The following is a 13681-nucleotide window of genomic DNA, read 5'->3' on the forward strand; positions in this document are numbered from 1 at the left end:
CATGCTCCGGCACGGATGGGTATTAGCCATTACTATCCTAGATTACGAACACAGCCTAGACGGCGGCGCCGTCCACGAAGCGGTCCACGGCGGCCCACGCGGGGTCCCCGGCCGGGAGGAGATCCTGGCACCGGCCCCGCAGCTCCACGCGGATCTCGTCCCGGGTCAGGCCGTGGGGGTTCCAGACCCCCTCGGCCTCGGCCCAGGCGCCGAGGGCGTCCAGGTGCTCCTGCTTGAGCCCGGCGGGGACGCCCTGGGCGAGGAGCCGCCCGATGTCGCCCTCCGCGGCCGCGAGGGCGGGGAGGAACTTCTCCTTGGTGGCGCGGCGGTAGGTCCCCAGGGGGGCCTCCAGCAGCTCCCGGGGCGCGAGGCGTCGCCCCAGGTTGGCGGCCAGGAGCCGCTGGGCGGTCTCCAGGACCTGCAGGGTGGCCAGGACGCGGGGATAGGGCGCCCCCTCCATCTGGCGCGCGTGGCGCCGGAGGAGGCCCAGGGTGTCGATGGGGATGGCCAGCCACTGGGCCAGCAGGTCCTCCTCGCCCGGCACGAGCACGAGCCAGGGGTGCTGCCGCGACAGGTCCACGTGCACCGCCGGGCCCGGCAGGCCCAGGTCCCGGGCGTAGGCCTCCAGCCCGCGGCCCGCCGGGGCCGGCACCTCGGGGCGGGGCCGCACCTCGACGGGGCGCCGCGCCGCGGCGGACTTCCGGCGGACGGCGGCGAGGTCCACCACGCGGACCTGGTCGCCGGCGATCTCCCGCCACCGGTTCACCTCGTCCATCTGGGCGGTGAAGTAGAAGACCTGCCGGCCCGTGGCGGCCAGGGCCAGGACGGCCCGGACGATGTCGCCGCTGCGGGCGTCGTCGCTGTTCCCCAGGATCTCGTCCAGGAAGAGGGGGAGCCGCAGGGTCTCCTCCTTCTCCACGAAGGCGAGGCGCACGGCGAGGAGGAGCTGGACCCGGGTGCCCTCGGAGAGCTGGTCCAGCTCCAGCCGCGTGGCGCCCTCCCGCGCCAGGAAGCGGCCCTCGGTGAAGGTCAGCTCGTACCGGCCCGTGAAGGCCAGGAAATGGTCCGAGGCCCGCTGCAGGACCGGGGGCCGGTCCAGGGTGTCCGCGAGGCGGGCCTGGCGGTCCAGGACGAGGGCCAGCGCACGCCGGGACAGCAGCCCCAGCCGCTGGTCCTCCAGGGCCCGCAGGGTCTCCTCATGCCGGGCCGCGGCCGAGGCCAGCTCGGCCTGGGTGGCGTAGGCCTTCAGGGCCACCTTCGCCTTCAGGAGCTCCTCCCGCCGGGCCTCCAGGGCCCCGAGCTCTTCCTGGAGGCGGCCCAGGTCGGCGGCGAGGGCGTCCCGGCGCGCGTCCAGGGCCGCGAGGCGGTCCGCGGGAGGCTCGGCGGGATCCAGGAAGGGCGCGGCCTCCGCGGGGAGCCCGGCCCCCGCCCGCAGGTGGGCCAGGAGGGTGGCGTCCGCCGCCTCGAAGGCGTCCTGGAGGGGCCGCCAGTCGGCCCAGGCCCGCACCAGGGCCTCCAGGCCGGCCGCATCGGGGGCGCCGTAGTCGGCCAGGAGCTCCGCCAGGGCCGCCCCGGCCCGGACCTCCGCCGCGCCGGCGGCGTCCAGGTCGCGATCCAGGTCCAGCCGTTCCCGCTGGAGGTCCAGGGCCCGGCGCAGGGGCGCCAGGGCCGCTTCCAGGGCCGCCCGGGGCTCCGGGTCCGCCGGCAGGGCGAAGCCGCCCAGGAAGGTCCGGACCTCGGCCTCCAGGGCCGTCCAGGCCGTCTGGCGGGCCTGTGCGGCCGCACGGGCGGTATCCTGCCGGACGCGCAGCCCCTGCAGGGTGCGCACCTCCTCCACGACGAGCCGGAGGTAGCCTTCCACGTCCAGGAGGGCCGGCCCCTCCCCCAGGCCGGGCACGGCACGGCCCTGGTCGGCGAGGAGCCGTCGCCGGCTTTGGCGGGCGGCATCGGCGGCGTCGTCAGCCGTCCGCAGGAGCTGGTCCAGGCGCTGGCGGTCGAGCCAGGCGGCCTCCTGGGCCAGGAGGTCCTCCAGGCGCAGGCGCACCGCCGGGGCCTCCCAGGCCAGGTCCCCCACGCCCGCGCCCGCCAGGTCCGCCTGGAGGGCCAGGCAGGCCCGCTCCTCCTCCGCCAGGGAGAGGAAGGTCGAGGGGTCCTGCCGAACGAGGGCCTGAAGGGCGTACCCCAGGGCCGCGAGGCCGGCGAGGGCCAGGAGGCCGCCCGCGGCCACCTGCCCCTTGGCGAGGGTGAAGGCCGCGGCCGAAAGGGCCACCAGCGCGGCCGCCGAGGCGCCGGCGATGGCCGGGGTGATCCGGCGCAGGGGCAGGTCGCGGCCCAGGGCCTCGCGGCGCGCCTGGCGCCGGGCATCGGCCGCCAGCCAGGCTTCCAGGAGGCGGAGGACCCGGGCCCGGGAGGCGGCGGGGGCCTCGGGCAGCCGCCGGCGCAGGTCCGTGGCCAGGGCGGTCCAGGCCGCCTGTTCGGCCCGGGCGTCCTCCAGCGCGTGGGCCAGCGTGGCCGCTTCGGCCAGCATCCGGTCCGTGATCGGCGGGAGGGTCTCGCCCACCGCCCCGAGCCAGGGGGCCGATTCGGCCCAGGCCCGGAGGGCCTCGCCGGCCGCGCGGGCCTCCTCTCCGGCCGCGGCCAGGGCCTCGCCCTGGAGGAGCAGGTCGTCCAGGAGCTTCTGGGCCCGGGCCAGGTCCCCGGGGCTCGGATCCCGGGCCAGGGCCAGGGCGGCGCGCTCGGCCATCCGGCCTTCCCGCCTCGCCTCCAGGGCGCGGGCCGCGTCCCCGGCCTCCGCCAGGGCCTGCCGGCGGGCCTTCAGGTCCCCGGCGGTGCGGGGATGGATCGTCCGGAGGCGCGGCGCCGCCTCCCCGAAGGGCAGCAGGGGGGCCTCGCAGCGGATCCGGGCGGCGGCGGCCTCCAGGGCGCGGTCCAGGGCCGCGATGCGGGCGCAGGCCTCGCGGAGGCCGGTCTCCCGGTCCAGGCTGGCCTGGAGGGCCTCGATGCGCGCCTCCAGGTCCCGGTCCTCGCTCTGGGCGCGGCGCTTCTCCTCCAGGGCGGCCCAGGCCGACCGCTGCGCGTCCAGGGCGGCGTTGCGGCCCCGCACCAGCACGTCGGCGGCGGGGTTCACGGCCCGGCGCAGGGCCTCCAGATCCACCCCGTGCACCTCCCGGGCCAGGGCCTGGCTGAACTCGCCCTTCCCGTCCTGCTCCCCGGCCTCCCGCTGGAGCAGGTCCTGGAGGGCCACCTGGTAGCGGCTCCGGAGGGCCGCGCCCTTCCCGGGCCGGGGCGGCAGGGACGCGCCCGCGGGGTCCTGGGCCTCCAGTTCCTCCAGGTGGCGGGACCGGGACTCGGGGGCGCCGCCCACCTCCACCCGCGCCTCCAGGTGGACGCCGGGGCCCGCGGCCAGGTCGGCCCACAGGAGGAGCTGCATGGCGCGGCCGAGGGTGGACTTGCCGATCTCGTTGGGACCGTGGATCACGTTCACGCCCGGACCCAGGCCCTCCACGGAGAACCCTTCCGCGTAGGGGAATCCCGGCATGGCGCGGACGTGGACGTCGGTGAAGCGGAAGGCGGGTTCAGGCATGATCGCCCTCCAGGCGGCGGATCTCGCCGAGGATCCGGAGGGCGGCCGCGAGGACCTGCTCCCGGGCCCAGTCCCCCGTGCCGGTGGCTGGATCGCGCAGCACGTCGCGGATCCCGGCGTAGGCCGGCAGGCTCCGGCTGCGCCGCTCCTCCCGCAGGATCTCCCCGGCCAGCTCCCGGGCCTCCGCGTCCTCCTCGCCGCGCCGCAGGGCCAGCACCATGCGCGCCAGCCGCCCGCAGGCGTCCTTCCGCACGGACCACGCCTCCAGGGGCAGTTCGGGATCGGTGGCGTCCTCCACGGCCAGGACGCGCACATCCACCTCCTCCAGGCGCCGCCAGGCCTCCAGGTCCTCCCGGATCGCGGCCAGGGCCGCGCCGGCGTCGCAGCGCCCCGCGAGGCGCACCTGGGCGTAGAGGACCTCCAGGCGCGGGTTCCCCCCCAGCACCGCCCGGAGGTGGCCGAGAAGGGCCCCGTGGATGCGGGCCGCGAGGGTGGCGGGGGTGCCTTCGCCCGCCTCCAGGGGCACCTCCACCCGGTCCACGCGGACGGGGGCCGGCGCGAGGACGGGCCCCAGGACGGCCCCGTCCCGGGCCTCCAGCAGCCAGCACCCGTGGGCGCCGCGCTCCGTGGCGCGGAGCGGCACCGGGGAGCCGCAGTAGAAGTGCCGGGCGCCGTCCCCGCCCGTGGGGGCGTGGATGTGGCCCAGGACCCACCGGTCCACGGGCGCGGCCTCCAGCTCCGCCGAACGGAGGGGGCCGTAGATGCTGCCCGGGACGTCCACGTCCCCGTGGAGGAGGCCCAGGAGGGGCCGCTGGGCGCGCACGGGACGGAAGTCGGCCAGGGGGCTCGAGGCGCAGCGCGGGGCCGAGAAGGACCACCCCGCGAGCCACACGGTCTCCCCGTCCCGGGTGAAGGGCTCCTCCGTCCAGCGGGAGGCGATGCGGGCCCCGTCGAGCTCGCAGCCCAGGAGGCGGAAGGCGGCGCCGCCATGAGCCGCGGGCTCCCCGCCCAGGGCCTGGTGCAGGCGCGGGAAGACCTCGGAATCGTGGTTGCCGGCCACGGCCGTCACGGCGATGCCGGCCTCCAGGAGCCGGGCCACCCCGTCCCGCAGCGGCTGCCAGGTCTCCAGGAACTGGTTGTCGCTGTCGATCACGTCCCCGGCCAGGAGGACCAGGGCCGGGCGCTCCCGCAGGGCCGTCGCCACGACGAAGTCCCAGGCGGTGCGGTGCGTGAAGGCGCCTCCGGGCGGGGCCGGCAGGGCCGGGATGCGGCCCAGGTGGATGTCGGAGGCGCAAAGGATCTTCATAGGCGAGCCTGGAGGCCGGTGTCGCGGCGCGTGGGATGGTTGGCGGCCCAGACGACCTGGGCCTCCCCGCCCACCAGCGTAACGCCGGCCTTGGCCCGGGTGACGGCGGTGTAGAGGAGTTCCCGGGTGAGGGCCGGATGGTCCCCGGCGGGGAGGACGATGGCGATGCGCTGGTACTCCGAGCCCTGGGCCCGGTGCACGGTCATGGCGTAGCTCAGCTCGATCCGCCCCCGCAGGGCCTCCACGGGCCAGGCCCGCCAGCCTTCCGGCCCCTCGAAGACGGCCGCCTGGCGCAGCTCCTCCCCGAAGCGCACGCGCAGCACCAGCCCCTGGTCGCCGTTGAAGAGCCCCCGCCGGTAGTCGTTGGCGGTCATCAGGACCGGCTCCCCGGGCAGGAAGGGGGTCTCCGCCCGCAGGCCCCCGCCGGTGACGGGGTGCATCCACCCGTGGAGGAGGGCATTGACGGGCTCCATGCCCCGCAGGTCCGCCGCCTCCCGCAGGGCGCAGAGGATCCGGAAGGCGCGGTGGTGCTCGAAGAGACGGGCGATGGCGTCGGCGTCGCCCTCCCGCCACCCCTCGGGCCCCAGGGCGTAGGCGCGGTTCGCCAGCTCCCGGAAGCCGTCCAGGGCGAGGACAACCTCGTCGAACCAGCGGCGCAGGAAGGGCCGGAGCCCCTCTGGGCCCGGGTGGAGCCGCTCCACCCCCTGCCCCGTCCAGGCCGCCAGGTCCGGCAGGACGCGGATGCCGGCGGGCTCCTGCGCGAGGGCCTCCCCCTGGAGGCCGGCGGCCACCTCGAGGATGAGGCCGCCCTGGGCGTCGCCCCGGCGCATGCGGTAGTTCTCGTGCAGCCAGCTGGTGCGGTCCGGCAGGGCCGCCACCAGGTCCCCGAAGGCGGCGCCGCTCTCCACGCTCGGCAACTGGCGGGCGTCGCCCAGGAGGACGATGCGGGTCCCGGGGGCCAGGGCCTGGAAGAGCCGGTCCATGAGCTCCTGCCCGATCATGGAGGCCTCGTCCACGATCACGGCCCGGAAGGGCAGCGGGGCCTCCGCGTTCCGCCGGAAGGTCCCGGGGCCGGGGTGCCACTCCAGGAGGCGGTGGAGGGTGCGCGGCTCCGGGAAGCGGGCCAGGATCTCCCGTTCCGGCGCCTCCTGGGCCCGCACGCGGGAGAGGCCGTCCAGGAGGGCCTCGCCCATGCGCTGCGCGGCCTTGCCGGTGGGCGCCGCGAAGGCGATGTCGGGGAGGCCGAGCCCCTGGCGCACCAGGGCCCGCAGGAGGGCCACGAGGATCGTCGTCTTGCCCGTGCCCGGTCCGCCCGTGACCAGGGCCAGGGGCCGTCCCAGGGCGCCCTCCACGGCCCGGCGCTGGGCCCCGTCCAGGGGCACGGGGTCCGTGAAGAGCGCGTCCGGCACGGGCAGCGGCGGCGGGAGGGGCGTGGCGTCCACCGCCCGCAGCCGGTCCCGGAAGCGCACCTCCGCCGCCCGCAGGCGGTGGGTGTACAGGTGGCCGTCCTCCGCCACCAGGGGGCGGGCCTCGCCGGGACCGCCGGCCACCCGGGCCAAGCGGGGATCGGCCAGGAAGGCCGCCACGTCCAGGCCGGGGAAGCCGCAGGCGCGGAGCAGGTCCGCCGCCGCGCTGCCCTCGGCGGGCCGGAGCGGCAGACGGGTGTGGCCCTGGGCCTGGGCCGCCAGGAGGGCGAGGGCCACCGCGGCGAGGGCCCGGCGGCCCTCCGCGTCCAGGTCCGGGGGGACCAGGGCCAGCTCCAGCGCATGGACGGCGTGGGCCTCCTCCAGGCCCTGGGCCCGGAGGATCCGGAGCAGCGCCGGGGGCAGCAGGGCCCGCGCCGGGTGCCGGTCGAGGATGCCGGTCTCAGCCATGGCGGCCTCCCCCCGCGCTCGCGGGCACCAGGGTCTCCACGGGCAGGGCCGCGAGCTCCGCCTCCCAGGCCAGGAGGTCCTTCCAGGCGGGCCGGACCGACCACACCCCCTCCCCGGGCAGGCCCCGCAGGAAGACGAAGAGGAAGCCCCCGAACCCCGCCTCCCAGGCCTCGGGCCCGTCCAGGCCCAGGAAGGCCCGGGCCGTCAGGGTGTAGGCCTTGAGCTGCAGCAGGTAGAGCTCCCGCACCTTGGCGTCCAGGGCCTCCGGCCCGTAGGCCGCGAGGCGGTTGGTCTTCCAGTCGGCGAGGTAGGCCCGCCCCTCCCATTCGAAGAGGACGTCCATGGAGCCCGTGAGCAGGTCCCCGCCCCGGGGATAGGGCGCGAGGAAGTCCAGTTCCCGCAGGACGCGGGGCGCCTCCGCGAGGACGGCGGCGCCGCCCCCCGGCAGGGGCAGCTCCCCGGCCAGGGCCGCGTGGGCCCAGGCGGCGACGGCCTCCCGGTCCTCCCGGGCGAAGGGCTCCAGCAGGGCCTTCAGGGCCGGCTCGTCCCGCCAGGCCTCGGGCCCCCGGCCCCGGAGCAGGTCCAGGGGCGCAGCCTCCAGGAGGGCGTGCACCTGGGTGCCCAGGCGCGCGCCGCCGGCCGGGCCTTCCCCGGCCACGTAGGCGGCCTCGGTGCGCTCCGCGGCGTCCTCCGGGGGGCGCAGGCCCCGCAGGCCGTGCTCCAGGGAGGTGTAGGAGAAGGACCAGAGGGGTCGGCCCCGCCTGGCCAGGGCGGCGAAGTCGGGCAGCGTGGGCCGCGGCCCCGGCGCGGGCTCCCAGGTCGCGAGGCGCTCCCGGGCCGGGGGCGGCGGCGGCTCGGGGGCCGGGGCCGCGGCGGCGCGGAACCGGCCGGTGTCCCCGCCCTCCCCCAGCAGGTCCCGCAGCCGCCGGTTCACGCAGCCGTAGGGGCCCTTCGGATCGCCGTCCTGGCCGATGGAGGCGGCGGCGGTGACCTTGCCCGGCGGGGGCAGGAACCGGGGCAGGATGAGCTGCGCCTTGGCGCGGGTGAGGGCGACGTAGAGGAGGCGCTCCCATTCCTCGGCGGCCTCGGAGCGCACCGCCTCCTGGATCGCCTCCGGGGCGAGGCCCAGCTTGCCCACCCAGGCCCGGCGCGCCTGGCCGGCGTCGTGGTAGCGGTGGATCAGGGCCTTCGAGCCGCCGGGGCTGATGCCGCCGTAAACCGCCACCACGGGCGCCTCCAGCCCCTTGGACTTGTGCATGGTGAGGATCTGGACGGCCCCGGAGGCGCGCTCCAGGCGCTGGACGTCCCCGTCCTCCACCGCGGGCCGGTCGATGCCGTCGATCCAGCGCTGGAGGGCCGTGGCCAGGTCCAGCAGGGTCGCGTGGCGGCGCAGGGCCTCGGCCAGGAGCAGCTCCAGCAGGTGGTGGACGTTGGTGAGGGCGCGTTCCCCCTCCTCCAGGAACAGGAGGCGGCGGGTGACGCCGCTCTCGGAGACGACTCGCCCGAACAGCTCGCCGTACCGCCGCGCCCGGGCCAGGTCCTGCCAGGCGTAGAGACGCCGGAGGATGGGGTGGGATTCGGGCAGCTCCCGGCAGGCCTCGGCCTCCGCAAGCGTGAGCCCGAAGAACGGCCCCAGCAGCGCCTTGGCCCGGGGCCCCTCGGCGTGGGGCGCCTCCACGGCCAGCAGCAGGTCCCGCACGGCGGCGGCCTCCGGCGTGCCGAACAGCCCCTCCTGCTTGAAGAAGGCGAAGGGGACCCCCGCGGCCCGCAGGGCGGCGGCGGCCTCCTGGCCCTCGGAGGCGGTGCGGGTGAGCACCATGATGTCCTCCGGCCGCAGGGGCGCGGCCTTCTCGCCGGTCCCGAAGCGGGGCCGCGGCTCCTTCAGGAGGTCCTTGACGGCCTGGGCCAGCGCCGGCGCAAGGGCGGACCGGGCCGCCTCCGCCGCCCCCGCCCGCACCTCCAGGACGCGCACCGCGGGCAGGCCCGCCCCGCCGTCCCCGGTGAAGGCCAGGCCCGGCTTGCCGCAGGCCACGCGCCCGTCCCCGAGCCGCCCGTTGCTGCCGGTGAAGAAGGCCGTGCCCCCGGGCCGGAAGATGGCGCAGTAGGCCTCGATCACCTCCGGCGTGGAGCGGAAGTTGGTGTCCAGGACCAGGGGATCCCGGCCCGTGCGGGCCCGCACCTCGTCCACGGCGCGGAGGTAGGTGGGCAGGTCGCCGCTGCGGAACCCGTAGATGGCCTGCTTGGGATCGCCCACCAGGATGAGCCGGTGGTCCGGGGAATCGAGGAAGAGGGTCCGGAAGATGTCCCACTGGCGGTGGTCCGTGTCCTGGAACTCGTCGATGAGGGCCACCTGGTACCGCTCCCGGAGGCGCGCGACCGTGGGCGCCCCCGCCGGCGAAGTGACGGCCTCGTGCACCAGGGCGATCATGTCGCCGAAGTCGAACCAGCCCTTGTCCCGCTTGAGGGCGGCGAGCTCCTCGGCGAGGACCGGCAGGTACTTAGCGGCCACCACGGCCTTGAAATCGAAGGCCAGCGGCTCCAGGGCCTCCGCCAGGGCCCCGAGCCCGGCCTCCCGCAGCGGCAGGCCCCGGACGTAGACGGCCTTCTCCGCGGCGAACTCGGCCCAGAGGCAGGCGGGGCTCTCCCGCACCCGCTCCGCGTCCAGGGCGGCCTCCAGGGCCAGGAGACGGTCCCGCAGGGCATTGATGCTGGCGGCCTTCAGGCCCGCCTCCCGGAGGGCCTCCAGCAGGGGGCCGCCGGTCCGTTTCTTCCCGGTGTCGGCCTGGTACGCGGCGATGTCCGCCAGGAGCTCCCGCACCGTATCCCGGGGGATGGCCGCGACGGCGGCCGCCGGGTCCTCCAGGGCGCCCAGGTCCAGGGCCTCCCGCTCCTCCAGGGCCTTGCGCAGGAAGTCGCCCAGTTCCCCGGCGTCCCCGAAGGCGTCCAGGGCCGCTTCGAGGAAGCGCGGGTCCGCGGTGGCGAACCGGGTGCGGAGGAGGCCCTTGAAGGCCGCGTCGAAGGCGGCCTCGGCGGAGACCTGCTCCTGGGTGAAGAGCCGCCCGCCCTCGAAGGCCCCGTCCTGGAGGGCCTGCTGGCAGAAGCCGTGGATGGTGGAGACGGAGGCCCGGTCGAAGGCGTGGACCGCCGCGGCGAGCGCTTCCCGCTCGGCGGGGCCCAGGGTCCAGAAGGATCCCTCCGGGCCGGGATCGTCCGTCTCCAGGCGGGCCAGTTCCTGGAGCTTGGCCCGGAGCCGGTGCTTCAGCTCGAGGGTGGCCTTGACGGTGAAGGTGACGACCAGGATGCGCTCCAGGGGGATCCCCTTCAGGACCAGGTCCACCACCAGGTGCTCGATGGTGAAGGTCTTGCCGGTGCCGGCGCTGGCCTCGATGACGCAGTGGCTGTCCCCCAGGCCCTGGAGGACCGCGGGGCGCGGATGGCGGAGGTTCATGGGCCCCCCCAGGGGACGAGGGCCGCGGTCTGGGCCAGGTAGTCCCCGAGCCGGGCCGTCACGAGGGCGAGGGGGTCGGCGGGGGGATCGTAGCGCCACGGGGCGGGCACCGGGCCGCGCAGGGTGGAGATGGCGCCGCCCTGCGCCTCATCCTTGTCCAGACGCTGCAGCACGTAGGCGCGGATGGAGGCCGGAGTCAGGTCCTCCCGCTTCAGGCCGTCCAGGACGGCCTCGATGGGGAGCAGCACGGCGTGGTCCCCCGTCAGCAGGTCCTGGACCCACGACCGGAGGCGTTCACGGGCCGCCTCGGGGTCGAGGGGGGCCAGGGGGAAATGGACGATGCCGCCGCCGTCGCCCCGCAGGAAGAGGGCGCGGTGGGGGGACGCCGTCCCCTGGGCGCAGGTGCGCAGGACATGGTCCAGGTAGGCCCGGAGGGCCTTGCGGCGCGCGGACTCCAGGGCGGGCGCGCCCCCGGACTCGAAGGCCAGGGAGCCGCCCAGGGCCTGGGGCTGCAGGTCGCCGACCACCTCCACCTCGACCCGCCCCCCGTCCAGCTCGACGGGAACGCGCACGGGAGGGAATTCCCGGTCCACCGCCCCGCCCAGGCCGGCCCCCACCCGCCAGCGCTCGGGGACCTCCCCGGCCAGGAGGGCGATCCAGGCCCGGATCTGGGCGAGGTCGGCGTCGCGCTCGCGCGCGCCGAAGAGGCCGAAGGGGGCCTCGGCCCGGGCCTGGAGGCGGCGCACCGCCCGATCGTACGGGGCCTCCGGGTCCGAACCCGCCCGGGCGGCCTCCAGGGCCACCTCCCGCAGCAGCCCGTAGCGGTCCAGGAACCCCGTGGCGAACGGCTCGTCCTCCACCGCGGCCCGGTCCTCGACCCCGCCCTGCCCCAGGCCCAGGCGCACCCGGGCGGCGCCGCTGAGGGGGCACTCCAGCCAGGCCCGCAGGTCGGAGAGGGTGAGGCGCCGGGGCGGCCTGGGGGCGGAAGCGCCCCGGCCGGGGTGGGCCAGCCACGTATCGAGCCGGGCCTGGAGCGCCGCGGGCGCCCCCAGGTCCCCCAGGGCGGCGGGCATGGCCACGGGTCCGGCCTGGCGCAGGTCCCGGCCCAGGGCCAGGGCGAAGGCCTCGTGCTCCGCCACTTCGGCGTAGCAGGCGAGGCCGCCCGGACCACCGAGCAGCCCTGGGAAGTAGGCGGGATCGTAGCGGCGGAGGGGGTGGGTCACCGTGAGGCGGTCCCGGGCCCCGGGCGCCACGTAGCGGCCCGCCAGCTCCCGGAATTCCTTGAAGAGGCTCGAGGGCTCCAGGTCCTCGCCGCTCAGCTCGTCCTTGGCCACGTAGCTGCACACCAGGTGCTCCCGGGCGCAGAGGAGGGTCTCCAGGAAGAGGTACTTGTCCTTCTCGGTCTGGCTCACGTCCCCGCGCCGCCGGCCCTTGGCGCGCAGGTCCAGGGGGCGGCGCACGTCCCGCCCCGGGAAGACCCCCTCCCCCAGGCCCATGAGGAACACGGCCCGGCAGGGGATGGCCCGCATGGGCGCGTAGCTGGAGACCACGACCCCCCGGAGCAGGACGGAGGGGTGCTCGGCCTTGAGCCGCCCGAGGGCCTCGCCCGCGAGGTGCCGCGCGGCCTCGAAGCCCAGCCCGGGCAGGTCCAGGCCTTCGGGGGCCAGCTCCCCAAGGCGGCGCAGGAAGGTCCGCACCCGTTCCACGGCCTTCAGGACGAGCTCGTCGTCCCCCTGGAGCCAGCCGGCGAGGTACGCGTCGAGGCGCTCCAGCCAGGTCCCCAGCGGGGCCCGCAGGTCCCGCAGCGCCCGGGCCTCGGCCACCAGGCCCCGGGCCTGGGCGAGGAAGGCGCCCGCCTCGGGCAGGTCCGCGCCGGAGAAGACGGCGTAGGCGTCCCCGTCCGCCTCCAGCTCGGCGCCTTCGGCCATGAAGGCCCCCAGGGCCATGCGCCGGAGGCCCTGGTCCCAGTTGAGGGCGTCGGTGTCCAGGTAGGTGTCCCGCCAGTCCTCGCGGTCCACGCCGCGGACGATGCCCAGGGCCTCGCACCAGCGGGCCCAGGCGCCCGGCGTGGCCTCCCCGGCCCGCAGGGCGGGGTGGGAGAGGACGCGGAGCACGGCGGCGCGGGTGAAGCCCGAGCCCGGCAGGTCCAGGAGGAGTTCGGCGGCCTCGACGGTTCGGGCCAGGACGCTGCTGGCGCCGTCGCCGCGGGTCCAGGGGATGCGGCGGGTCTCCAGGAAGGCGGCCTGCAGGTGGGCCAGGTAGGCCTCCTCCTGGGCGGGCGGCACGAGCACGGCGATGTCGGAGAAACCCAGGGGCCGCTCCGGAGGGGCCGATTCCATCAGGCGCCAGATGGCCGTGGCCACCGCTTCGGCCTCGCGCCGGGGGCTGGGGCAGGCCAGGAAGGCCACGCTGCCGTCCGCGGGCCCATCGGGATCCGGGGCCGGCTCCTCGAAGCGGAGGATGTCCCCCTGGATCCGGGCCAGCACCGTGGCCGAGCCGGGGTCCTCGAAGCGGGGATCGAAGTCGCAGTCGCTGACGTCGTTGAGCAGGCGGATGTTCTCGCGCCCGGGACGGCCCCACCGGCGCAGGGCCTCGGGCCCCTCGGAGGCCAGGGCGTACACGTCGTCGTCCTCGCCCTCGGGCTCCCCTTCGAGGCGGCCCCGGCGGGCCTCGCCCCGGCGGGGGCGCGAGGCCCGCCACAGGCCCTCGCCCGCGGAGGTCATGTCCTCCCAGAACTCGCCGCAGGGGTTGAGGGCGTAGAGGTGGAGCTCGGTCAGCGCCCCCAGGCGCGTGTAGGCCTCGTGGTAGACCTGGGCCACGTGGGTCAGCCCGAAGAGGTGCAGCGAGGGCGGCAGGGTCCCGGACCCGAAGGCCTCGTGGCGCAGCGCCTCCGCCAGCGTCAGGTGGGGCGGCCCCGTGCGGTCCAGGCGGTCCAGGGCCTCGCGCCACAGCAGGCGCTGCCACGTCTCCGCCTCCGCGTCGGGCCCCGCGGCGCGGTCCTCCCGCCAGGCCGGGATCCAGTCCGGGCGGCTGCGCGCGTATTCCTGCATGAGGTGGGCCAGCTCCCCCGAGAGCTGCAGGGCCTTCAGCCCCGCCCCGTCCCCCTCCAGGTACCGGCGGGCCCGCGCCAGGCGCGGATCGGCCATGAAGGCGGCGTCGTGGAGGGCGGAGAGGAGTCCCCCCTGGAGGCGCTCCGCGGTGAGGAGCTGGAAGGCCCCCTCGGGCATGAGGCCCCGCCAGGCCCCCTCCAGGAAGGTGAAGCGCAGGTTCGCGGCGACCCCCAGCCGCCGGGCCAGCTGGATGCGGATGTACTCCTTGAGGTGGGGGTTGGGCGCCACGATGTGCACCGGCGCCCAGGGGGAGTCCGCGCGCCGCGCCTCGGCCACGGCCTCCGCCAGGCGGTCCAGGAGCGCCTCGGTGCGGTTGGCGTACGTGAGGAGGATCATGGGGTTCCAGGGGCGGACATCCGT

General features: G+C 76.8%; 5 protein-coding genes. All 5 read right to left on the reverse strand.

Translation table 11 applies throughout. The features are described 5' to 3' along the window. Positions 1-55: 55 nt before the first annotated feature. The 5 genes from R2J75_RS13140 to R2J75_RS13160 are packed head-to-tail and all read right to left on the reverse strand — an operon-like array spanning position 56 to position 13657. Entirely contained in the window at positions 56-3583 is a 3528-nt protein-coding gene (locus R2J75_RS13140; RefSeq protein ID WP_316410347.1) for a hypothetical protein, read from the reverse strand. After that, a complete protein-coding gene (locus R2J75_RS13145) occupies positions 3576-4889 on the reverse strand; it encodes a metallophosphoesterase family protein (protein ID WP_316410348.1) in 1314 nt (437 codons plus the stop codon). The genes R2J75_RS13140 and R2J75_RS13145 overlap by 8 nt, the downstream gene beginning before the upstream one ends. Then, a complete protein-coding gene (recD, locus tag R2J75_RS13150; RefSeq protein ID WP_316410349.1) occupies positions 4886-6763 on the reverse strand; it encodes an exodeoxyribonuclease V subunit alpha in 1878 nt (625 codons plus the stop codon). Before recD ends, R2J75_RS13145 begins: the two co-directional genes overlap by 4 nt. Next, complete coding sequence (locus R2J75_RS13155) at positions 6756-10211, reverse strand: UvrD-helicase domain-containing protein (protein ID WP_316410350.1); 3456 nt, start codon at positions 10209-10211, stop codon at positions 6756-6758. Before R2J75_RS13155 ends, recD begins: the two co-directional genes overlap by 8 nt. Further along, positions 10208-13657 carry an exodeoxyribonuclease V subunit gamma gene (locus tag R2J75_RS13160; protein WP_316410351.1) on the reverse strand — a complete coding sequence of 1150 codons (3450 nt, stop codon included), beginning with the start codon at positions 13655-13657 and terminating at the stop codon, positions 10208-10210. The genes R2J75_RS13155 and R2J75_RS13160 overlap by 4 nt, the downstream gene beginning before the upstream one ends. Between the last annotated feature and the right edge of the window lie 24 nt (positions 13658-13681).

The organism is Mesoterricola sediminis, assembly GCF_030295425.1.
Classification (GTDB): Bacteria; Acidobacteriota; Holophagae; order Holophagales; family Holophagaceae; genus Mesoterricola; species Mesoterricola sediminis.